This is a genomic window from Carbonicoccus niuqiaonis, assembly GCF_050157065.1.
In the GTDB taxonomy this organism is placed as follows: Bacteria; Actinomycetota; Actinomycetes; order Propionibacteriales; family Propionibacteriaceae; genus Avipropionibacterium.
The window spans coordinates 2,554,505-2,577,042 of the sequence record NZ_CP189573.1 but is presented as its reverse complement, the minus strand read 5'-3'; the positions used below and the strand labels follow the sequence as shown (position 1 = coordinate 2,577,042).

Annotated in this window: 20 protein-coding genes and 1 other RNA gene; 14 read left to right on the top strand and 7 right to left on the bottom strand. The window is 70.2% G+C overall.

Annotated elements, in window-relative coordinates; genetic code table 11:
- Positions 1-8: 8 nt before the first annotated feature.
- The 3 genes from ACQBAU_RS11795 (at position 9) to ACQBAU_RS11785 (ending at position 3,741) form a co-directional block, all read left to right on the top strand.
- A complete protein-coding gene (locus ACQBAU_RS11795; RefSeq protein WP_465256467.1) occupies positions 9-1,328 on the top strand; it encodes a peptidoglycan DD-metalloendopeptidase family protein in 1,320 nt (439 codons plus the stop codon).
- 84 nt (positions 1,329-1,412) lie between these two features.
- Positions 1,413-1,904, top strand: coding sequence for an SsrA-binding protein SmpB (gene smpB / locus ACQBAU_RS11790; RefSeq protein WP_434551105.1), 492 nt, complete (start codon positions 1,413-1,415; stop codon positions 1,902-1,904).
- 1 nt (position 1,905) lies between these two features.
- A complete protein-coding gene (locus ACQBAU_RS11785) occupies positions 1,906-3,741 on the top strand; it encodes a DUF2207 domain-containing protein (RefSeq protein ID WP_465256468.1) in 1,836 nt (611 codons plus the stop codon).
- A gap of 31 nt (positions 3,742-3,772) precedes the next feature.
- On the opposite strand, the gene ACQBAU_RS11780 is transcribed toward ACQBAU_RS11785, so the two are convergent.
- Positions 3,773-4,144 (bottom strand): FKBP-type peptidyl-prolyl cis-trans isomerase, encoded by a 372-nt coding sequence (locus tag ACQBAU_RS11780; protein ID WP_465256469.1) that lies wholly within the window; start codon positions 4,142-4,144, stop codon positions 3,773-3,775.
- A gap of 130 nt (positions 4,145-4,274) precedes the next feature.
- On the opposite strand from ACQBAU_RS11780, the gene ACQBAU_RS11775 reads away from it, so the two are divergent.
- Both ACQBAU_RS11775 and ssrA read left to right on the top strand, forming a co-directional pair.
- Positions 4,275-4,991 (top strand): DUF1707 and DUF4870 domain-containing protein, encoded by a 717-nt coding sequence (locus tag ACQBAU_RS11775; protein ID WP_434551102.1) that lies wholly within the window; start codon positions 4,275-4,277, stop codon positions 4,989-4,991.
- A 63-nt stretch (positions 4,992-5,054) separates the two neighbouring features.
- Positions 5,055-5,422: a transfer-messenger RNA gene (ssrA, locus tag ACQBAU_RS11770) on the top strand.
- 133 nt (positions 5,423-5,555) lie between these two features.
- On the opposite strand, the gene ACQBAU_RS11765 is transcribed toward ssrA, so the two are convergent.
- Positions 5,556-5,702, bottom strand: a complete 147-nt coding sequence (locus tag ACQBAU_RS11765; protein ID WP_465256470.1) for a hypothetical protein — start codon at positions 5,700-5,702, stop codon at positions 5,556-5,558.
- Positions 5,703-5,928: 226 nt separating this feature from the next.
- Between ACQBAU_RS11765 and folP the strand changes: the two genes are divergently transcribed.
- From folP to ACQBAU_RS11735, 6 genes are all read left to right on the top strand, one after another.
- Positions 5,929-6,858, top strand: a complete 930-nt coding sequence (folP, locus tag ACQBAU_RS11760; protein WP_434551100.1) for a dihydropteroate synthase — start codon at positions 5,929-5,931, stop codon at positions 6,856-6,858.
- 96 nt (positions 6,859-6,954) lie between these two features.
- Positions 6,955-8,394: an NAD-dependent malic enzyme gene (locus ACQBAU_RS11755; protein WP_434551099.1), complete on the top strand. Its 1,440-nt coding sequence runs from the start codon at positions 6,955-6,957 to the stop codon at positions 8,392-8,394.
- A gap of 19 nt (positions 8,395-8,413) precedes the next feature.
- Entirely contained in the window at positions 8,414-9,004 is a 591-nt protein-coding gene (locus ACQBAU_RS11750; protein ID WP_434551098.1) for a YqgE/AlgH family protein, read from the top strand.
- A 94-nt stretch (positions 9,005-9,098) separates the two neighbouring features.
- A complete protein-coding gene (locus tag ACQBAU_RS11745) occupies positions 9,099-9,845 on the top strand; it encodes a hypothetical protein (RefSeq protein WP_465256471.1) in 747 nt (248 codons plus the stop codon).
- Entirely contained in the window at positions 9,842-11,248 is a 1,407-nt protein-coding gene (locus ACQBAU_RS11740) for a hypothetical protein (RefSeq protein ID WP_465259359.1), read from the top strand. The genes ACQBAU_RS11745 and ACQBAU_RS11740 overlap by 4 nt, the downstream gene beginning before the upstream one ends.
- A 43-nt stretch (positions 11,249-11,291) precedes the next feature.
- Complete coding sequence (locus tag ACQBAU_RS11735; RefSeq protein WP_465256473.1) at positions 11,292-12,287, top strand: hypothetical protein; 996 nt, start codon at positions 11,292-11,294, stop codon at positions 12,285-12,287.
- A gap of 192 nt (positions 12,288-12,479) precedes the next feature.
- On the opposite strand, the gene ACQBAU_RS11730 is transcribed toward ACQBAU_RS11735, so the two are convergent.
- The 5 genes from ACQBAU_RS11730 to ACQBAU_RS11710 are packed head-to-tail and all read right to left on the bottom strand — an operon-like array spanning position 12,480 to position 18,117.
- Entirely contained in the window at positions 12,480-13,766 is a 1,287-nt protein-coding gene (locus tag ACQBAU_RS11730; protein WP_465256474.1) for a DUF58 domain-containing protein, read from the bottom strand.
- Between the two features lie 37 nt (positions 13,767-13,803).
- The gene (locus ACQBAU_RS11725) at positions 13,804-14,973 is read right to left on the bottom strand and encodes an AAA family ATPase (RefSeq protein WP_434551093.1); all 1,170 of its coding nucleotides are present in this window, start codon (positions 14,971-14,973) and stop codon (positions 13,804-13,806) included.
- A complete protein-coding gene (locus tag ACQBAU_RS11720; RefSeq protein ID WP_465256475.1) occupies positions 14,970-16,196 on the bottom strand; it encodes a DUF4350 domain-containing protein in 1,227 nt (408 codons plus the stop codon). Before ACQBAU_RS11720 ends, ACQBAU_RS11725 begins: the two co-directional genes overlap by 4 nt.
- Positions 16,197-16,228: 32 nt before the next feature.
- A complete protein-coding gene (locus ACQBAU_RS11715; RefSeq protein ID WP_465256476.1) occupies positions 16,229-16,897 on the bottom strand; it encodes a DUF4129 domain-containing protein in 669 nt (222 codons plus the stop codon).
- Positions 16,897-18,117 carry a hypothetical protein gene (locus tag ACQBAU_RS11710; RefSeq protein ID WP_465256477.1) on the bottom strand — a complete coding sequence of 407 codons (1,221 nt, stop codon included), beginning with the start codon at positions 18,115-18,117 and terminating at the stop codon, positions 16,897-16,899. Before ACQBAU_RS11710 ends, ACQBAU_RS11715 begins: the two co-directional genes overlap by 1 nt.
- 224 nt (positions 18,118-18,341) lie before the next feature.
- Here ACQBAU_RS11710 and mtrA point away from each other — a divergent pair, with 224 nt between their 5' ends.
- From mtrA to ACQBAU_RS11695, 3 genes are read left to right on the top strand one after another with little or no spacing between them, the layout of a single operon-like run.
- Complete coding sequence (gene mtrA, locus ACQBAU_RS11705) at positions 18,342-18,986, top strand: MtrAB system response regulator MtrA (protein ID WP_465259507.1); 645 nt, start codon at positions 18,342-18,344, stop codon at positions 18,984-18,986.
- A gap of 3 nt (positions 18,987-18,989) precedes the next feature.
- On the top strand, positions 18,990-20,744 hold the full coding sequence (gene mtrB, locus ACQBAU_RS11700) for an MtrAB system histidine kinase MtrB (RefSeq protein WP_434551088.1): 1,755 nt from the start codon (positions 18,990-18,992) through the stop codon (positions 20,742-20,744).
- Positions 20,741-22,510, top strand: coding sequence for an LpqB family beta-propeller domain-containing protein (locus ACQBAU_RS11695; protein WP_434551087.1), 1,770 nt, complete (start codon positions 20,741-20,743; stop codon positions 22,508-22,510). The genes mtrB and ACQBAU_RS11695 overlap by 4 nt, the downstream gene beginning before the upstream one ends.
- The last annotated feature ends 28 nt before the right edge of the window (positions 22,511-22,538 follow it).

The following is a 22,538-nucleotide window of genomic DNA, read 5'->3' as shown; positions in this document are numbered from 1 at the left end:
TTGCGACCATGGCCGTACCGGCCGCGCGTGCGGACGACCTGGACGACCAGAAGGAGCGCATCCAGCGCGAGCTCCAGCAGACCCAGAAGCAGCTCAACGAGTCCAAGCACGAGCTGTCCGGTGCGATCGCCGCCCTGGAGGCGTCCCGGATCCAGTTGGAGGACGCCCAGGCACAGTTGGTCCGGACCCGTGCCGAGCTGGCCGAGGCCGCCGCCCTCGACGCGAAGATGGCCAAGCAGTTGGCCGAGGAGCAGGCCAAGCTGGAGGCGGCCAAGCTCGCCGTCGCCGAGGGCATCAAGAAGCTCGAGGCGCAGAAGGCCGAGGTCGGGGTCGTCGTGCAGTCGCAGTGGCAGAAGAAGACGAACCTGTTGCCGGTCGCGGTGCTCGCCAAGAACGGCTCGATGCGCGACCTGCAGACGCGGGTCCAGTGGTCGTCGACGATGTTCGACGCGACCGAGGCCAAGATGAAGGAGCTCGAGGCGGCCCAGCGCGAGCTCAACGCCCAGCGGGCCAAGCAGAGCGAGATCGAGGCCGAGGTCGCCAAGCAGCGGGCCGCGGCGGCGAAGAACCTCGAGCACAAGGCCGCGCTGGAGAACCAGGCCGAGCAGCAGGCCGCCATGGTGGCCGAACTGGTCAAGGCGAACCAGTCCGCGCAGCAGGCGGCCGAGCAGGCCGTCGCCGCGGACAAGGCCGACTACGACAAGCTGGTCGCCGAGCGGCAGGCCGTCGAGCAGCGGATCAAGGCCCGGATCGAGGCCGAGAAGCGGGCTGCCGCGGCGAAGGCTGCCGCGGAGAAGGCCGCGGCCGAACGTCGCGCCGCCCAGCAGCGTGCGGCCCAGCAGCGTGCCGCCCAGCAGCAGAAGCCGGCCGCGCCGCAGCGGAAGTCCAGCTCCTCGCGCAACAAGCCGGCGCCGCGGCAGCAGGCCGCCGCACACCACGGCTTCGTCTACCCGGTCACCGGGCCGATCACCTCGCCGTACGGGATGAGGTTCCACCCGGTGCTGAAGTACTGGAAGCTGCACGACGGCACCGACTTCGGCGCCGGCTGCGGGACGCCGATCAAGGCCGCCTACAGCGGTCGGGTGGCCGAGCGCTACTACAACTCCGCCTGGGGTCACCGGTTGGTGGTCGACCACGGACGGGTCGACGGTCGCTACGTGAGCACCGCGTACAACCACGCCACCCGCTACATCGTCGGCGTGGGGCAGCGGGTGAGCAAGGGGCAGACCATCGGGTACGTCGGCACCACCGGCTACTCGACCGGCTGCCACCTGCACTTCAACCTGTACCTCAACGGCAGCGTCAGCAACCCGATGAGCTGGTACTGAGCCACACCACGGCACTCCGGTGGTCCGCGGCGCGTGGGCGGAACCCATTCGCCGCCGCACCACCCGGTCGGCCATCATGGAGCCATGTCCAAGCAGTTCACGGCCAGCAAGCCCAAACGGAGCATGATCGCGCAGAACCGCAAGGCGCGCCATGACTTCCACATCGGCGACACCTTCGAGGCCGGCATCGTGCTGCAGGGCACCGAGGTCAAGTCGCTGCGGGCCGGCCGCGCCTCACTGGTCGACGCGTACGCCACCGTGGACGACGGTGAGGTCTGGTTGCGCGAGGCCCACATCCCGGAGTACTCGCACGGCACCTGGACCAACCACACCGCCCGCCGGACCCGGAAGCTGCTGCTGAACCGCCGCGAGATCGACAAGCTGCACCGCGAGACCGCGCACACCCGGACGACGATCGTCCCGCTCGCCCTCTACTTCGTCGACGGCTACGCCAAGGTCGAGATCGCCCTGGCAACCGGCAAGAAGGAGTACGACAAGCGGCACGCCATCGCCGAGCGGGAGAGCCAACGTGAGGCCGAGCGGGCCCTGGCCGCCCGCAACCGGGGTGAGGCCTGAGATGGGTCGGCCGCTCGGGGGACGGGCCGCTCGACTGCTGCTGGCACTGCTGCTGGCCGTCGGCTGGCTGCTCGTCGTCCCGGTCGGCCCGGCCGCTGCCGCGGGTGATCGGATCGAGCGCCTCAGCACCGTCTACACGCTGACCGACGGTGGCTCGCTCGAGGTCGAGCAGACCATCGACTGGGTGTTCGGCAGCACCTCCAGTCACGGCATCACGGTCGCCATGACCCAACAGGAGCGCTGGGACGACGACCACGACATTCGCTACGGGATCAATGACATCGAGGTGACGAGCCCCACCGGCGCCAAGACCCGGGTCAGCACCAGCACGAAGGGAAGCGGCAGCCACCAGGAGCTGGTGGTGCGGATCGGTGACCCGAACACCACGGTGGGGCAGACCCGCCACACGTACGTGCTCACGTACCGGGTGTCGGGGGTGATGCGGGACAGCTCGCCCGACTTCGACGAGCTCTACTGGGACGTGATCAGCTTCGAGCACCCGCCGGTCGACCAGCTCGACGTCACCGTCCGGACGCCGGCCGATCCGCTGCAGGTCAGCTGCTTCGCCGGTCCGGTCCGGTCGACCGGCGACTGTCAACGGGCCGAGATCGTCGGCGGCGAGGCGGTGTTCGCGCACTCCAACCTGTCCGGCTCCGACGGCCTGTCGATCGGGGTGGCGATCCCCGAAGGCGTCGTCGTCGACAACCAGCCGTACCTGATCACCAGCGAGGCGAAGGAACAACGCGACAAGGTGTTCCAGATCGGCGGGATCACCGCCGGCACCGGCGTGCTGTCGGCCGTCATCGGGTTCCTGGTGGTCCGGCTGCGCGGCAGCGACCAGCGGTACGCCGACCTGGCGCCCGGTACGGTCCCGGCACGCGGGCAGCAGGCCAAGGTCGTCAGGGACCCGGAGCCGGAGATCCCGGTGGCTTTCTCACCGCCGCGGATCCCGGTCGCCGAGGCGGGGCTGCTGGTCGACGGTCAGGTGGACATCCGGGAGACCTCGGCGACCGTGGTCGACCTGGCGGTCCGCGGTGCCCTGGAGATCCACAAGGGCGGGGCCGGCAGCAACGACGTGACGGTCCACCTGGTCGACCCGGGTCGGGCCACTGCACCGCACGAGATGGTGCTCCTCACCGCGCTGTTCGGCGGCCGGCAGCCGCCGGCCGCCGAACAGTTGGGTGCCCGGGGCACGCTCACCAAGGCGCACGACAACCTGGTCGTGTCGGTGCGCAACCAGGTCACCGACCGGGGCTGGTTCCGTACGCGACCGTCGACCACCAGCAACGTCGCGTTCGGGGTGGTGCTGTTCGGGGCGATCGGACTCGGCTACGTCGTCGGCTTCAGTTCGCTGGTCTACCTGATCCCGCTGGTGCCGATCTGGCTGGCGATCATGCTCGTACGGCGACGGCTGGCGAGGGGTGCCCGCTCGGCGGACGGGCGGGCGATGTGTGACCTGGTCGAAGGGTTCGAGCTGTACCTGCGCACCGCCGAGGCCGACCAGCTCCGGTTCGAGGAGGGGGAGGACATCTACTCCCGGTACCTGCCGTGGGCGATCATGTTCGACCTGACCGACCGGTGGGCCGAACTGTGCCGCCAACTGGTGGCCGAGGGTCGGCTCCCGGACCGGGCGCCGACCTGGTACCACGGCGGCGACAGCTTCAGCTCGTTCCAGGTCGGGTGGCTGGCCGGATCGTTGAGCACGTCGGCGACGCCCAAACCGACGCCGTCGTCGTCGACCTCGTCGGGCTCCGGGTTCGGCGGCGGGTCGTCGTTCTCCGGCGGGGGCGGGTTCTCCGGCGGCGGTGGTGGCGGCAGCAGCTTCTCCAGCTGGTGAGTGCGGGCGCCACCGACCGCGGCCGGTCAGGTCAGCGGACCTCGATCAGGTCGACGACGAAGACCAGGGTCTCGCCCGGGCCGATCACGCCGCCCGCGCCACGGTCCCCGTACGCCAGGTGCGGCGGGATGGTCAGCTGACGACGGCCGCCGACCTTCATCCCCTGGACACCCTGGTCCCAGCCGGGGATGACGTAGCCGGCACCGAGCGGGAACTCCAGCGGCTCACCGCGGTTCCAGCTGGCGTCGAACTCCTCGCCGCCACTGTGGGTCACGCCGACGTAGTGGACGCGGACCGTACGGCCCTTCGTCGCCTCGTCGCCGTCGCCGACGGTCAGGTCGGTGACCTCCAGGTCGGTGGGGGCGGGGCCGGCAGGGAAGTCGATCTCTGGCTTCTCAGACATGGCGGCGACACTACCGGAGGGTCGACGCCCCGCCGTTTCCGCACCCCCGGTGCGGTGACGTCGGATTAGGGGACCGATCGGGGTCGCCCCCCGATGGATTCGCGCCGCTCCACGGAGGATCATGGAAGCCATGAGCACGCCTTCCGGTTTTGAGCATCCGTCCCTCGCGACCCCGATCACCGAGGACGAGCGGCAGCGCGCGGAGACGTTCCTGATGGACGCCTACGCCGATGGCCGGATCAACGAGTACGAGTTCGACCGCCGGATCCAGCTGGCGATCCAGGCCAACAACCGCTCCGAGCTGAACGGAGCCTTCCTCGGCATCGTCGCGGTCCCGTCGTCGGGCACCAGTCCCCGAGCGCCCGAGACCGTGGCCCATCGCCGTCCCGAGCCGGGGCCCTACGGGGCCGGCGGCTACGAACCCGGTGGGTACGCGGGCCGCGACCTCGCCCCGCACCAGGCGTACGCACCGCTGCCCCAGCAGTCGATGTCCCAGCAGCGTTCCGAGGGCGCCGGGCGGGCCACCGCCGCGATGGGGCACTTCCTGGCGCTGGCGACCTCGATCGTCGGGCCCGGCATCATCTTCGCGATCACCGAGAAGGGTTCGTACGCCCGGAAGGAGGCGGCGAAGTCGTTCAACTTCCAGGCACTGTCGCTGGTCGCATTGATCGTGGTGGGCATCTTGTCGATCGTGCTGCCGGGGGCCATCGAGGACGTGCTGTTCGGTGTGGTGACCCTCGGCTGGCTGCTCGGCACCGTGATCGGCGGCGCCAAGGCGGCCCAGGGCGAGGACTGGACCAACCCCGTACGGCGGCTGGCGAAAATCGAGATCCTGCCCGAGAAGTAGTAGTAGACTGGGTCGACGGCCGGGCGGGGAGCAGTGGCCCCGGCGGCCGGGTACAACTCAACAGGGGGTGATCGGTTTCGACTTGGGACGACAGTCCCAGGGGAAGCGGGCCGAGAATCCAAGGTCAACTCGTTAATGTTCCTTGGAAACCAATAAGTGCCAATTCCAAGCGCACTGACTTCGCTCTCGCTGCCTGAGCAGTGACCGAAGGGTCAGACCGGGAGTGTCTCCGACCCGGACCCTGGCCTCATCAAGGAGACTCGCTGGTGACGCCTCGCCTTGTGGCGTGACCGGGACTTTCACAAGGCTGAGCCCGTCTCGCACCATGTCAGCGTGAGTGCGGGGGCTGAGAAAATCTGCAGCTGACTGCGCCCGGAGAAGCCCTGGTTCATCGCTCGAGGACGCGGGTTCGATTCCCGCCACCTCCACCCCTGACACGGCCCGGATCCTCGCCCGAGGGTCCGGGCCCTGTCATGTCCCGACGGCTGGTCATGTTCCGACGGCTGGTCGTGTCCCGCGGCTGATCATGTCCCGACGGCTGGTCATGTCCCGCCAGCTCGTCGTTCAGCTGGGGGCGCCTTCGGGAGCCTCCTGCAGGGCACGCACCTCGATCCTCGACCGCGTTGCCCGGGAGGCCTGCTCGGCCCACGTCAGGGCTGCCGCGAACACCACTTCCAGCGCGAACAGCTCTTGCAGCGCAGCGGGGTCCATCTCTCCTGCATGGACGCCATGGTGGGTTCCTCGGCGGTGTCGTGCGGCATGGTCAAGAAGTACTGCGTCATGGTGGCCTCCAGGGGTGCGCGGTTCCGTGGACGGGAAACTGGTCCTGAAGCCGAAACCAGGGCGGTCGGGCCGTGCCCGTCGCGGACCCCTCGACAGGGATCTCGAGGCGGGCGGGCGGACGGCCCCGGTTGCGGGGACCTGACACGATGTCGCCATGACAGACCCCGTCGACCCTGCTCCGGCCACCTCGGTGGGGCCTGCAGTCCTGCCCTCGTTGGTCGCGCCGCGTCGACGGATCGGTCGTCGGGAGTTCGACTTCGACCGCCAGGTCGCGGTGATGGCGATCGTGAACCGTACGCCCGACTCCTTCTACGACGAGGGGCGTGACTTCGCGCTCGACCGTGCGGTCGCCGCGGCGCTGCGGGCGGTCGAGCAGGGTGCGGACTGGGTCGACGTCGGCGGCGTCCCGTTCTCCCCCGACACCCCGGAGGTGTCCGCGGCCGAGGAACTGGCCCGGGTGCTCCCGGTGGTCGAGCAGGTGGCGGCGGCCAGTGACGTGGTGATCTCGGTCGACACCACCAGCGCGGAGGTCGCCGAACGGTGCCTGGCCGCCGGCGCCGCTGTCGTCAACGACACCTCCGGGCTGTACGACCCGCGGATGGCCGAGGTGGTGGCCTCGTCCGGGGCCACGTTGGTGGTCACCCACAGCCTGGCCGCCCCGCACCGACACCTGCCCCGACCCCACTACGACGACGTCGCCGCCGAGGTGGCGGCGCGGCTCGCCGACCGGGTGGCGGTCGCCCTGGCCGCGGGGATCACCCCGGATCAGCTGATCATCGACCCCGGTCATGACCTGAACAAGAACACCCGACACACCCTGGAGCTGACCCGCCGGCTGGCCGAGGTCGCCGAGCTGGGTCACCCCGTGCTGGCCGCGATCTCCCGGAAGGACTTCGTCGGCGAGACCCTCGGCCGCGCCAAGCCCGACCGGTTGGCGGGCAGCCTGGCCGCGACGACCTGGGCGCTGTGCGCGGGTGCGCGGATCATCCGGGTGCATGACGTCGCCGAGTCGGTCGACACCGTACGGATGTTCGAGGCGATCCTCGGCTGGCGTGACCCGGTCGAACTCCGCCACAACATGTAGCCGGAACAGGAAGTCAGGAGCACATGGGCACACCCGCCGGGGACGCGTGTGAGGTGGGTCTCCCTCCACGGCGGGGTGTCGTGAGAAGATGCGAGCGTGACTGCCGCCCCGTCCGTGTCCTACTCGATCACCGTACGTCTGGAGCTCCCGGCCGGCGGTGCGGGCGTCAGTGCCCTGACGACTGCGGTGGAACAGGCCGGTGGCCTGGTCACCGCCCTCGACGTGACGGCCTCGGGCCACGAACGGCTGCGGATGGACGTCACCTGCGCCGCCCGTGACGGCGACCACGCCGAAGCGATCGTCGAGGTGATGCGGCAGGTCCCCGGCGCGGTGATCGGCAAGGTGTCGGACCGCACCTTCCTGATGCACCTGGGCGGCAAGATCGCCATGGAGTCGAAGCACCCGATCCGCAACCGTGACGACCTGTCGATGGTCTACACCCCGGGCGTCGCCCGCGTGTGCCTGGCGATCGCCAAGAATCCCGAGGACGCCCGTCGACTGACCGTCAAGCGCAACAGCGTTGCGGTGATCACCGACGGATCCGCGGTGCTGGGGCTCGGCAACATCGGCCCGAAGGCGGCCCTCCCGGTGATGGAGGGCAAGGCCGCACTGTTCAAGCGGTTCGCCGACATCGACGCCTGGCCGCTGTGCCTCGACACCCAGGACACCGAGGAGATCATCGCGGTCTGCAAGGCCCTCGCCCCCGGGTTCGCCGGGATCAACCTCGAGGACATCTCCGCACCCCGCTGTTTCGAGATCGAGGCACGCCTGCGCGAGGCCCTCGACATCCCGGTCTTCCACGACGACCAGCACGGCACCGCCATCGTGGTGCTGGCCGCGCTCTACAACGCCTTGCGGGTGGTCTCGAAGGAGATCGACCAGGTCCGGATCGTGATGGCCGGAGCCGGCGCGGCCGGGACCGCGATCATGCGGCTGCTCGTCGAGGCCGGGGTCGGGCACCTGATCGCGGTCGACATCGACGGGGTGGTTCACCGCGGCCGACCCGACCTGGGCCCGTCCATGCAGTGGGTGGCCGACCACACGAACCCGGACAACCTGACCGGTACGATCCACGACGTGATGGCGGGCGCGGACGTCTTCATCGGCGTCTCCGCCCCGGGGGTGATCAATGCCGACGACGTCGCGGCGATGAGTGAGGACGCGATCGTGTTCGCGTTGGCCAACCCCGAGCCGGAGATCGATCCGGTGGAGGCCACCCGGCACGCCGCAGTGGTGGCGACCGGACGGTCCGACTTCGCCAACCAGATCAACAACGTGCTCGCCTTCCCCGGCGTGTTCCGGGGCCTGATCGACGCGCGTACCGACCAGGTCACCACACCGATGCTGCTGGCCGCGGCCAGGGCGCTGGCCTCGGTGGTCACCGACACCGAGCTGAACGCCGCCTACATCATGCCGAGCGTCTTCCACGCCGAGGTGCACACGATCGTCGCCGAGGCCGTCCGCGTCGCCGCGGGTGGTGCGGCCTCGGAGCCGGGCGGAGGTCCGGGATCCGGGGACGGCACCTCGCGCGCGTGACGGTGCGGACGGCCACGACATGAGTGCCCCACATCGTCGGGACCCCTCCCCGGCGCGGCCCCCGCGTGCCGGTGACCTGCTGATCTCCTCGGTGGCGGTCGACGAAGGGACGTTCGTCGGCACGGTCATCCTGATCATCGACCACGACGAGTCCGGCACCCTCGGGGTGATCCTGAACCGGTACGCCGAGCCGCGTCTGGAGTCGGTGCTGCCGGCGTGGGCGTCGCTGGTGTCGTCACCGCGGGTGCTGTTCAACGGCGGCCCGGTGTCGGCCAACGGCGCCATCTGCCTGGCCGCCCTGGTCGACCAGGAGGAGGATCCGCCCGGCTTCCGACGGGTGTTCGACGGGGTGGGTCTGTTGCACCTCGACACCCCGACCGAGATCGTCGGTGGTGCGTACGCCGACCTCCGCATCTTCGCCGGTTACTCGGGATGGGACAGCGGACAGCTGGCGAGCGAGATGTCACTGGGGTGGTGGTGGGTCGCCGACACCCGGTACGACGACGTGTTCGGTGACCAGCCCGAAGACCTCTGGCGTCGGGTGCTGCGCCGCCAGCCCAGCGAGCTGGCGTACTTCTCGACGTGGGTGGACGACCCGGAACTGAACTGATCGCGGTGTCCGTACGGGCCGGGAGAATGAACTCATCGCGTGGTTTCATGGATGCCGTACCTCGCGTGGAGGCCGTAACAGTGGAGGAGCGTGGATGACCACCTGGCCGGATGACGACGAACTCGCCGATGACATCGACTTCATGGATCCGACCGCACCGCCGGACGGTGAGGAACCCGAGCAGAACGGGCCTGCCGACGACTGGCGTGCCCAGGCGGTCCCGGAGGGGTCGACCGAGCACGACCTGAACAACGTCGTCCACCTGTGGCTCGAGCCGGAGACCCAGAAACTGGCCAAGATCCGGATCAGCAACCGGTGGCGGGAGCGGATGAAGGGGCAGCCCCTCGGCATCTGCGTCACGATCGCGTTGCGGGGCTGGCAGAAGCAGTTCGGCAACACCACGCCGCAGGAGGACGCGCCGGCGGTCGAGGTCGGCTCGGCCAAGATCGACCAGGCCTTCATGAACCGGTGGATGGAGACGCTGTTCAGCGTCACCGAACGGGAGAAGGCGCTGGACGCACTGCCGCCCGAGCAGGTCAAGCATGGCCGGTGGGTCGGCGACCCGACCGTTGCGACCAGCGACAACCGGATGGTCACGGTCACGCTGGGTCGGATGATGAAGACGCTCGAGGTCGACATCGACGAGGAGTGGGCGCAGAAGGCGAACGTGTCCCAGATCTGCGATGCCATCCAGGAGGCACACAACGCCGCGTACGCCGCCTACGTCGAGCCGGAGTACGAGCCCGGCGAGTACGACGAACTGCAGAACGAATTGATTGAGGTCCACGCGGAGATGAAGGCGCGGATCGCCAACTACGGCACCCCAGGAGGCACCCGATGAGTGACCGCACCAACCCCCCGTCGGAGGAGAAGCGCGTCGCGCTCTCGCAGACCGAGGGCATCGGCAACGAGGACGACCTGCTGGAGGACCTCGACATCTACGAGGCGCTGCTCGACCCGAACGGGGCCGACAGCTCGTCGGGCAAGGGTGGCGGCTCGCCGATGATGATGCCGCCGATGATGGGTGCCCGCGGTGGCGGTGCCGGCGGTGCCGGATCCGCTGGCGGCGGCGCCGGTGCGGGTCGCGGCGGAGCCGGCCTGATGGGCGGCGGCGGCACCGCAGCCTCCGGGGTCGGCGGCGGCCCGGGTGGCGGTGTCGGAGCCGGCGGTGGCGTTGGTGGCGGCCTCGGCGGTGGCATCGGTGGCGGTGCCGGCGGTGGTCTTGGCGGTGGCATCGGTGGCGGCGCGGGTGGCGGCGGACTGGGCAAGCTGGCAACCGGTCCGGGCACCAGCGCGGCCGGTGCGGGTGGCCCCGACCGCGACGGTGACGGCATCCCGGACTCGGAGGACGCCTTCCCCGACGACCCGAATCGCGGTGGCAACGACTTCGAGATGCCGGATCGCGACTCCGACGGTGACGGCATCCCGGACTCGGAGGACGAGTTCCCGTACGACCCGGACAACGGCGGCGGCGGGGGCGGCAATGACTTCGAGACCCCGGACCGCGACTCCGACGGTGACGGCATCCCGGACTCGGAGGACGAGTTCCCGTACGACCCCGACAACGGCGGCAACGAGTTCGAGAACCCGGACCGCGACTCCGACGGTGACGGCATCCCGGACTCGGAGGACGAGTTCCCGTACGACCCCGACAACGGCGGCAACGAGTTCGAGAACCCGGACCGCGACTCCGACGGTGACGGCATCCCGGACTCGGAGGACGAGTTCCCGTACGACCCCGACAACGGCGGCAACGAGTTCGAGACCCCGCCGGGGACCGGCACGCCGTCGCCCGATCTCACTGGCACGCCTCCGCCCGGCGGAGGCGGCGGGGGCCTCGGCGGTGGCGGTGGCGGCCTCGGCGGTGGCGGTGGTGGCCTCGGCGGCGGGGGCGGCCAGGGTTCGTTCGAGGTGGACGGCGAGTCGCTGCGGCAGGAGGCCCAGATCTGGGAGGACGCCGCCGACGCGTACGCCGAGGCGCTCCCGACGGCCCGGTCGAGCGCACACAACGAGTTCGGGGTGGCCAGCTCGGCCCAGGAACCGTACAACTCCCTGCAGTCCGACGTGGTGACCTGGTTGGAGAAGGGGGAGACCGAGTTCCGCGGCGTGGCGGCCAACCTCCGCAAGGCTGCCGACGACTACGACGGCGTCGAGTCCAGCGGCGAGCAGGGCGCCAGCCAGGTCGAGAACGAGGTCAACTCGGCCCCCGGTGCGCGTGGCCCGCACGTGCAGACCCCGGTCTGACCGGCGCAACTGCTGACCAACCCGACGAAGTGAGGACCCGATCATGACAAATGCTCCGAGCGTGCCCGGTGGTGGCGCCCAGGTCAACATCTCCCAGTGGGGCTCCATGCCGGAGACCATCAACAGCGAGATGACCAACTACCGCTCCTACATGAACACCGCGTATCAGGCTGACCAGGACGCGATGACCCAGGAGGAGGACCGGCTGCGCGACCAGATGGACGGTGGCTGGTCGGACAACACCAAGGACGACCTGCGGAACTTCAAGGAGGAGATCGAGGGGGTCTGGAACGAGGCCAAGGAGCACTGGAACTCGTTCAAGTCCACCTACGACGACACCTTCCGCTCGCACGTGTCGCTGGCGGTCCCGATGGACGACAAGAACAAGGACTGGCAGACGAAGGTGTACGACAAGCTCGGCACGTTCGAGCAGCAGCTGGCGCAGAGCCAGATCGCCCAGAGCTGGACGGGTGAAGGTGCCGAGGGATACATCCGGCAGTTGGAGCCGCAGACCGCCGCCATGGCCGACGTGAAGCGGTCCGCCGACGGCGCCCGGAACGGCATGGAGTCGAGCTCGCTGATCCAACAGATGATCTACATCAGCATCTGGGATTCGGTGAAGCAGGTCCACAGCGGGTTGAAGGACATGACGGTGAGCAACACCGACAACATCTGGGCCGAGCGGATCTACTACATGCGCGACAACAACCTGGGCCTGAAGAACTGGATCAACGAGTTCAAGACTGAGATCGGGTCCGACTGGGGGGCGATGCAGGGCGAGCTGTTGGGCCTGATGAGCCAGACCCGGGAGGGGAACACCGAGCTGACCGTCGCCAACTGGCCGGCCGCGACGGCTGCCTCCGAGGGGTACGAACCGCGCACCGACGGCGGGGGCGCACCGACGCCGCCGACCACCACGCCGCCGGGCACCACCCAACCGGAGCAGCCGCAGGGTCCGGTGCAGAACACCGGCAACGGTGGCTACACCGGCAACCAGGGCGGCAGCGGCCAGACGGCCGACCAGGACAACTACGAGTAGGCGAGCGCTGCCCGTCCCCTGATCGGGGACGGGAAGCAGGGGCCGCGACGTGTCGTCGCGGCCCCTTTCGCGTGCCGGGGGAGCGGTCCCGTCGTGAAAAGGGGCGCCACAGCGACACAGGTGGAGCTCACGTCCAGCCACGTCGCTGTGCCGCCCTTCGACACGGAGAGACCGACGGCCACGGCACCCGGATCAGAGCAGACCGGCCTTCTTCAACGCCAGGTAGTGGTCGGCGAGCTGTGGTGCGAAGGCGTCGGGGGGAGCCTGCACGATGGTGGCACCCAGCCGGCGCAGCGCGTTCGCGGTGTCGTTGCGGCGATCATGGTCGGCCTCGGCGGCGGCCGCTGCGTACGCCTCGTCGGCGTCGTGGACGTCGGTGACCAGCTCGGTCAGTCGCGGATCGCTGACCGAGGCGACCACCAGCCGGTGGCGTTGCAGCAGCGGGCCGAGCACCGGCAGCCAGCCGTCGGTGATCGTCGCGTGGTCCAGACCGGTCAGCAGCACCACCAGGGAACGTTGGCTGACACGGAGCAGCGCCTCGTTGACGATCAGCCGGTGATCGCTGCCGACGAGGGTGGCCTCCACGCCGGCCATCGTGTTGACCAGATGGCCCAGCAGGTCGTTGCCACTGGTCCGGGCCACGCTGCCGCGGACCTCCCGATCGGCGATCAGCAGGTCGACCCGGTCACCGGCCTTCGCCGCCAGCGCGGCCAGCAGCAGGGCACCGTCCATGTGGTGGTCCAGTCGGGGCTGGTCACCGACGCGGCCGGCGGCGGTGCGGCCGGAGTCGATCACGATCAGCACGTGACGGTCCCGCTCGGGACGCCAGGTCTTCACGACCACGGTGTTGCTGCGCGCGGTGGCCCGCCACTCGATGGAGCGGACGTCGTCTCCCGGGACGTACTCGCGCAACGAGTCGAACTCGGTTCCCTGACCGCGTTGCAGCAGCACCGAGCGGCCGTCCAGCTCGCGGAGCCGGGCGATGCGTGAGGGCAGGTGCTTGCGGGAGTGGAAGGGCGGCAGTACCCGGACCGACTGCTCGACCTCGTGGTCGGCCTGACGACCCGCGAAGCGCCACGGACCGAGGGTACGGATGGTGATCGGCCCGGCGGTACGGTCGCCGCGCCGGGTCGGGGTCAATCGGGTCGGGAAGCGGCGCCGCTGCCCGGCGGGGATGTCGAGCTTGCGGATGCCGCCGCGCGCCCCGGCCGACGGGATCCACGAGTTGCGGGCCACGCCGACCATTCGCCGCCGCCCCCGGTTGGTGATCATGAACCAGGTGTCGGCGGACTCGCCCAACCGGATGGCGGAGTCGCCACCACGCCGTACGGTCACCTTGCGCGGATCGGGGCACCGGATGACGTCGACGAGCACGACCAGGGCCAGCGCGGCGACCAGCAACCACGCCCAGCCGCCGAACAGGAAGCCGACCGGGATCGCGGCCAGCGCCACCACCCCGGACCGCCAGGTCAACACCATGTCGTCACCGCACTCCTCCCCGCGCCGCGCGTCCCGGTCAACGTGGGACCGGGACGGTCGCGAGGATGGACTCGATGACCGAGTCGGTGCTGATGCCGTCCATCTCCGCCTCCGGGCGCAGGGTGACCCGGTGCCGCAGCGTCGGGAAGGCGAGCGCCTTCACGTCGTCGGGGGAGACGTAGGCCCGGCCCTGCAGCCAGGCCCATGCCTTGGCGGTGTTGAGGATGGCGGTGGCACCACGCGGTGACACACCGATCTGCAGTGACGGCGACATCCGCGTGGCCCGTACGACGTCGACGATGTAGGCCATGATCTGAGGTTGCACCAAGGTGTCGGCCAGCTCGGACTGGGCGGCCGCCAGGTCGTCGGGCGAGGCCACCGGTCGGAGCCCCGCGGCCGACAGGTTGCGGGGATCGAAGCCGCCGGCGTGGCGCCTGAGCACCTCGATCTCGGTGTCGCGTTCGGGCAGGTCGATCCGGATCTTCATCAGGAACCGGTCGAGCTGGGCCTCGGGCAGCGGATAGGTGCCCTCGAACTCGACCGGGTTCTGGGTGGCCGCGACCATGAACGGCGTGGGCAGCGGCATGGCCTCGCCGTCGACCGACACCTGCCGTTCCTCCATCGCCTCCAACAGGGCGGCCTGGCTCTTCGGTGGGGTCCGGTTGATCTCGTCGGCCAACATCAGGTTGGTGAAGACGGGGCCCTTCCGGAAGGTGAACTCACCGGTCCTCGCGTCATAGATCTGCGATCCGGTGATGTCGCCGGGCATCAGGTCGGGGGTGAACTGGATCCGCTTGGTGTCGAGCTGCAGGGCCTCGCAGAAGCTGCGTACGAGCAACGTCTTGGCGGTTCCGGGGACGCCTTCGAGCAGGATGTGGCCGCGACACAGCAACCCGATGATCATGGCGGTGACGGCCGACGACTGGCCGACGACCGCCTTGCCGACCTCGTCGCGCAGCGCATTCAGCGACTGCCGGGCGGCGGACTGCGGTGCCGCCTCGCGGGCTGGTGGCTGGAAGCCACCGGCCGCGGCCTGACCCTGGCCCGGCACCGGCGGCCCGGGTGGCCCGGACGGCTGGTGCTGCGGCGGCCCCGTCGGGGGCTGGTGTTGCGGCGGCCCGGCCGGGTGGGGACCCGGGGCCGGGTACTGGCCCGGTGGTGGGCCGTAGCCGGGTCCGGCCTGTGGTGGGTGGGGATTGTTGCTCATGGGCGTCGAGCCTCCTGCTCCAGGGCGTCCAGTTTGCGTTTCAGGGTCACGAGTTGGTCGTCGGTCGTCGGCGCGGGCCCGGTCAACAGGTGCCGCACCTCGCCGTACGACCAGCCGGTCCGGTCGGCGAGTGCCCGGGCGAGGACGTCGGGGTCGTCGGCGTGGCCGAGACCACGCGACAGCCGACGCGTGGCAGCCGTACGGATCAGTTCGGCCGCGCGATCACGGGCACCGATCCGGGCGTACAACCGGCCGTGTCCCTCGACGGTCTCGGAGGCGGGGACGACCACCGGCAACTTCTCGGTGATGATCGGGCCGAGGCGACGGCCCTGCCAGACCGCGACCACGACCATGGCGACGACCGCCAGTCCGACGCCGTGCAACCAGGTGTCCGGCAGCAGCGTCGGGGCGCGGCCCTGCCCGCCCTCCCAGCCCCCACCGCGGTTGAGCTGGTCGCCGAACAAGGGGTCGTACACCATCAGCTCGGGGTGGGCGCCCAGCAGCTGCATCGCCAGCGACGCATTGCCGGCCTCGGCCAGCACCCGGTTGGTGGTCACCGCCGGCATGATGACGAACTCGACGCCGCGCTCCTCGAAGACCAGCAACTGGTGACCCGTCCCGGCGTCGCCGTAGCAGGCGACAGTCGGGCGGGCACCCTGCGTCAGCCGGTACCGGGCCGGGGAGCCGTTCGTGGCGATCCGGCCGGCCCGGCGTGCGGCAGGGTCGTCACAGTTGGGCTCGTCGGTGGCGGGTGCGGTGGCGTCGGTGCCGGCACGGACCGGGAGACCGAGCCCGTTCAGGTCACCATTGCGGGGTCGTTCCACCACGATCCGCGCCGGGCGGCGCTCGATCAGGGCGTCCAAGGTTCCGGGGCTCAGCGGCCGCAGGTCGGTCACCAGGATCGCGGCACCCCGATCGGCGGCCGCGGCAGCCTGCTCCCAGGACTGGGTCTCGGCGACGGAGATCTGCTCGTCACGCAGTAGCGCACCGATCGCGCTGCGGCCGGCGGAGTCGGAGTCGCGGATGCCACCGGGGGTGGCGGGGGAGATCGCGACCAGGCCGACCGCCAGCAGTCCGACGGCGAGTGCCAGCACCGCCACCAGGATCAACGGCGTCAGGAGTCGGCGCCACCACGGCCGTGCCGCCGGGGCGTCATCGGTGTGGTCGGGGGACACCGGCGAGGAGGGCGTCCGGGTCGTCGGCGCAGCTGCTGACGGGGGCATCGGCCGGTCCGTCGATCCGGGTGGCGTGGCGGTCACCGGGCCGACACCGCCTGTTCCTCGTCGTCGGTGACGTCGGGGTGCTTGAACTGCTCGGCGACTGCGCGCACGGTCGCGTCGGAGCTCGCCATCTCCTCGTACATCGCCCGGTCGGCGACCACGTCGCCGTACATCACGTCGTTGAACAGCAACGCCGCCCGATGCAGTGGCTGGTCCGCCTCGGGCATCAGCCGGGCCGCGGTGCCGGCGACCTCGAGTGCGGTACGGCCGGGCCTCGGGTCCAGGATCGTGTGCTCCTCCAGCTCGCGGATGAGGGCCCGGAACCGTTCCCGGATCGCGGTCACCCAGTCGCCGGCGTCGGCAGCGGCCTGGGCGGCCGTGCGGTAGTCGTCAGGCGACTGTTCGGGATCCACCTCGACCTCGGCGTCGGGAACCCGGGACCGCCACCGCGGTATCCCCACCCGCCACACGATCAGGGCGATGCCGGCCAGGATGACCAGCAGCACCACCAGCAGCACCCAGTTTCCGGGCCCGTCCCCGGCGGTCGGGGTCCGGTCGGGGCTGGTCAGCTGTTCGAGCAGGAACTCCAGCCGTGCCAGCAGGTCGGCCAGCCAGTCGGGCATGCCTTGGTACTTCGCCTTGGCGAGCTCCTCCGCGGCCCGGCGGCGTGCCTCCTCGGCACCGATCTCGATCGGCGCCCCCATCAGCGGTTCCCACCCGTCGGCGGTGCGCCGGGCGTCGGGGCCGGTCCGCGTGGTGGGCCGGGTGGTGGGCCGGTGGGCACCATCGGCCGGGGTGCCACCGGGGGCCTCGACGGCTGCGGGATCTCGACCTGGTCGAAGCGCAGCGCAAGGTCCAGGCCTTCGCGACGCATCCGCAGGTCGAGGTAGAGCACGGTCTGACTGGCGGCGAAGAAGGCCAGGCACACCGAGCCGCTGATGATCATGGAGGCACCGAAGATGCCCAGCAGGATGAGCGGGTTGTTGCCCAGGATGAGCATGGCGGCGCCGGTGAAGTTCTGCAGCAGCGACAGGGTGAGCACGATGAACCCGTAGAAGGTCAGGTAGAGCACGAGCATGCACAGCAGCAACGAGCCCGCCAGGACGAGGGTGGACCGGACGGCCTGCCGCATCCCGATCAGCCTGATCGACCGGGCGAAGGCGGTGAAGACGTTCGTCGGCTGGTACGGCCGCCCCACCCAGGCGGGGGTGTGGCCGTTCTCCACCATGTACGCGGGCACCGCCAGGGCGATGTAGGAGTAGCCCCAACAGGTGACCAGCACGATCACCAGTGAGACCACCACGGCACCGATCCACTGCAACGCCGGGTCCGGCACCATCGTCAACGGGATGAACACGTACGAGAGCACGCCGGCGACGGACTGCACCAGCCAGGTGCCGACGGCCTGCAACAGGGCCAGACCGATCACGGCGGGCAGCCAGCGGATCATGTTACGGAGGCGCAGCTTGCCGATCACCGGGACGAACCCGGGCCCCAGCAACACCTCCAGCGCGATCCGGCTGAGCACCGCGTTGAGCCAGATGATCGCCACCAGCAGCACGAGGGTGGCGCCCATGATGCCGAGCACCGACAGCAGCACCACGACGACCGGTGAGGTCGACTCGCCGAGCACCATGATGCCGACCGTGTTCAGGCCGGCGAACGCCACCATCGCCAGCGAGAGCAGCAGGGGCAGGCCGAGCATCGCCTTGGGGCGGCTGCGGATCACCACGAAGGCGGCGTCGAGGATCTCCATGATCGTCAGCGGCCGCAGCGGGACCATCGCGGTCCGGCCCGCCTCGAGCACCTTGGGCCGACCGCGCCGGACGTGTCGGCCCTGCATCGTCGGCATCGCCTCGCCCTGCCGCGACGGTCCACCCGGGGACGCGAAGTCATCGCGTGCGGGGGTGGTGGTGGCAGACATCGCCCCAGTCTGTCACGGCAGTGGGCCCACGTCGGCTCCGTGGTCCCGGAGATTCCTTCCTTCACCCACTAGCATGGGTCCAGCGATCCGCCGACGGCGGATGCCCAGCCCCACCGCCTCCCGGTTCGGGCAGGTCGGTGAATCAGCTGATGGGGTGAACACGGGTGTCGGACAGCACGAAGAGTCGGATCCTGGTGGTCGACGACGACACGTCGGTGGCCGAGATGTTGTCCATCGTGCTGCGCAACGAAGGCTTCGAGCCGGTCTGGTGTGCCCACGGTGACCGGGCGGTCGACACGTTCCGGGAGGCCAAGCCCGATCTGGTGCTGCTCGACCTGATGTTGCCGGGCCGCGACGGCGTCGAGATCTGCCGGGAGATCCGCAGCACCTCGGGTGTCCCGATCATCATGCTGACGGCCAAGTCCGACACCATCGACGTGGTGGCCGGGCTCGAGGCGGGTGCCGACGACTACGTCCCGAAGCCGTTCAAGACCAAGGAACTGGTCGCCCGGATCCGGACCAGGCTGCGGCGGCTGCCGACGGCCAGCAAGGAGCGGGAGACGCTGCAGGTCGCGGACCTGGAGATCAGCGTCGACGGGCACACGGTGAAGCGGGACGGCAAGTTGATCTCGCTCACCCCGCTCGAGTTCGACCTGTTGTTGGCCCTGGCCCGCAAGCCCTGGCAGGTGTTCTCCCGAGAGTTGCTGCTGGAGCAGGTGTGGGGCTACCGCCATGCCGCCGACACCCGGCTGGTGAACGTACACGTGCAGCGTCTCCGGTCCAAGATCGAGCGCGACCCCGAACGCCCCGAGATCGTGTTGACGGTGCGCGGGATCGGCTACAAGGCCGGAGAGCCGACCGGGAAGTAGCGCATGGGCTTCTCCGAGTCCGCTCCGGGGCGCCTGCTGGGGGCACCGCTCCAGTGGTGGTTCCGGTCGTTGCCGCTCCGGGTCGTGGCGACCACCCTGTTCGCGAGCGTGCTCGTGCTCTTCGTGGGTGGGCTCTTCCTGATGGAACAGGCCAGTGCCGGTGTCGTCGAGGGGAAGAAGGACGCCTCGGTCGCCGAGGCACGGACCGCGATCGACGGGGCGCAGCGGCAGCTGTACGCGGCCGGCACCACGTCCAGCAACGTCAACACGGTGCTGACGCAGCTGGCCGCCGACTTCGAGCAGCGCGGCACCGCCACCCAGCAGTACCACGTGGTGGTGCAGGGGCCGGTCGGGTTCATCCAGTCGGCCGGCGTCGACAGCCGCTCGGTGCCGCAGAGCCTGCGGGAGCAGGTGCTCTCCGACGACCAGGTCTGGTGGACCTCGACCCTGGTGCAGTACACCGACTCCCGGGCCAGTACGCCGGGGATCGTGGTCGGTGCCAGCCTGTTCGCCTCCGGTGGGCGGTACCCGATCTACTTCATCTTCCCGCTGACCGAGGAGGTCGGCATCCTCGAGGTGTTGCAGAACGCGGTGATCACCACCGGTCTGCTGTTGGTGGTGCTGTTGGCCGGGATCGCGGCAATGGTCGCCCGCCAGGTCGTCTCGCCGGTACGGGCCGCCCGGCAGGCGGCCGAACGGTTGGCCGACGGCTTCCTCGACGACCGGATGGTGGTCCGCGGCCAGGACGACTTCGCCCGGCTGGCGATCTCGATGAACCACATGGCCTCGGAGCTGCAGAAGCAGATCCAGCAGTTGGAGGAGTTGTCCCGGGTGCAGCAGCGCTTCGTGTCCGACGTGTCGCACGAACTGCGGACACCCTTGACGACGGTAAGGATGGCGGCCGAGGTGCTGCACGACGCGCGCGACGACTTCGACCCCCTGGCCCGCCGTTCGGCGGAGTTGTTGCAGACCGAACTGGACCGGTTCGAGGCCCTGCTGGCCGACCTGCTGGAGATCAGCCGGTTCGACGCCGGGGCAGCCCAGCTCGCCCTGGAGCCGGTCGACATCCGCGCGATGGTGGAGGAGGTCGTTCGGGCCAATGCGAGCCATGCCGTCCGGGCCGGCACACCGGTGCTGCTGCACGCCCCCCACGCCTGCACCGCCGACGTCGACCGGCGGCGGGTGGAGCGGATCCTGCGGAACCTGTTGGTCAACGCCATCGAGCACGGTGAGCAGAAGTCCATCGACGTGTTCGTCGAGTGCGACGAGGACGCGGTCGCGGTGGCCGTCCGCGACCACGGGGTCGGCTTCGAGGCAGGGCAGGCACGGCAGGTGTTCCACCGCTTCTGGCGGGCGGACGCCTCGCGCGCCCGGACGCTCGGTGGCACCGGGCTCGGGCTGGCGATCTCGATGGAGGACGCGAACCTGCACGGCGGATGGCTCAACGCGTGGGGCCGTCCCGGCCGGGGTGCCCAGTTCAGGCTCACGCTGCCGCGCCGCGCCGGCACGATCCTGCACGTGTCGCCGTTGCCGGTGGTGCCGCGGGACCTCGTCGGCGCCGCCGGGGCGGCCCGCGAGGTGAGCCGAACCCTGGTGTCGGTCCGGGTCGGCGGCGAGCCGGCGGCGCTGACCGCCGGGCCGGAACCCGTACCGGACGATCCCGCGGCGGACGACCTTGACAACCTGGACGACCTGGACGACTCGGGCGACCCCGTGACCACGGATCCGGTCAGGGAGCAGCGGGAGGTGTCGCCATGAGGGGGACCCGAGCCGCACTCCTGCTGTGCGTGGCACTGGTCGGCACCCTGCTGGCCGGGTGCGTCAACGTCCCGACCAGCGGCGAGGTCCAGCCGGTGGAGGCCTCGGGGCGGGCCCAGGACCCGCGGATCGAGATCCATGTCGACCCGCCGCAGCCCGGGGCCTCGCCGCGCATCATCGTGTCGGGCTTCCTGCAGGCGATGGCGGACTACCAGCCCAACTACGAGGTCGCCCGGGAGTACCTGACCGAGGAGGTCCGCGACACCTGGCGGCCGGAGTCGGGGGTGCAGGTCGTCGCCAACAACTACGTGCCGACCATCACCGAGGACTCCGCTGCGTTCGAGGCGCCGCTGGTCGGCGTGCTGGGCGCCGATGACGCGTACCGCAGTGCGTCCGGCGAACAGGTGAACCACGACTTCCAGCTGCGGCGCAACGCCGACGGCCAGTGGCGGATCAGCAACCCGCCCGAGGGCCTGTTGATGACCCAGTACGACTTCGAGCAGTTCTACCGACTGGTCAACCTGTACTTCTTCGAACCGGGCTTCACCGCGTTGGTGCCGGACCCGATCTACGTCCCCCGCTCGAACCTGTCGGCCACCACGTTGGTGCAACGGATGCTCCGCGGCCCCACCGACTGGCTGCGGCCGGCCGTGATCAGCGCCTACCCGGAACGGGCCACCACGATCTCGGTTCCGGTCGACGCCTCCGGGGTGGCCGAGATCTCGGTCAGCGACGCCGTCGCCGGGTTGAGTGACCAGCAACGGACGGCCCTGGCCGCCCAGACCGTCTGGACGCTCCGCCAGCTCGCGGGGGTGCGTGGGGTCCGGTTCCTGTTGAACGGTTCGCCGTACGTGATCCGAGGGGCCGTCGACCAGGTCGTCGCGATCGACTCGCACGCGACGTACGGGCCGGTCAGCACGTTGACCAGCACCCAACTGTTCGTCGCCACCGATGCCGGTCTGGCTCGGCTCGACGACGGCGCCGACCAACCGACGCCGGCGCTGGTCGAGGGGCCGCTCGGCCGGATCGGTCCGATCGACTCGATGGGGATCAGCCTGTCGGGGGACCAGGCCGCGGTGGTCACCGGGGGTGGCACCCAGCTGTTGGCCGGCATGTTGGGCAACAGCGAACCCACCGTCGTACTGGCCGACGTCGAGGGTCTGCAACGGCCGCAGTACACCCGGTACGACGAACTGCTCGTGCTGGGCCGCGACGACGGCTCCCCGGTGCTGTGGCACGTCACCGGGGACGTGGTGCAGACCGTGACCGTGGAGCTGCCGGAGGGCGCCCGCATCGAGGAGCTGCGGATCGCGCCCGACGGGGTGCGCGCCGCGGTGATCATCAGCAACGCCGCCGGGGACCGGTCGCTGGGGTTGATGCGGCTCTCCCGTGCCGGCGGACCGAAGCTGTCGGGGTTCCGACCGGTCGGACTGCCGCTGCCCCAGGGCACCGCGCTCAGTGCGCTGGTCGACGTCGTCTGGTCGGAGCCGACGACCCTGGTCGTGTTGGGTGCCGAGACCACCGACAGCCAGTTGCGGCCCTACCTGCTCAACCAGGACGGGACCTCGCTCACCGCCATCGGCACCTCCGACGACTGGCAGGCGCGGCGTCTCGCCGCCTCACAACGCCGGGGCAGCAGTTCGGTCGAGCCGGTCGCCGAGAAGCTGACACTGCTCGGTGAGCGTGGCCGCGTGTGGCGGTACGAGGACAACTACTCCTGGGCGCCGATCGCCGAGGGCATCCGCGCCGTCACCTACCCCGGCTGAGGGCGGCTGCGTCGACGCGGTCGTCCAC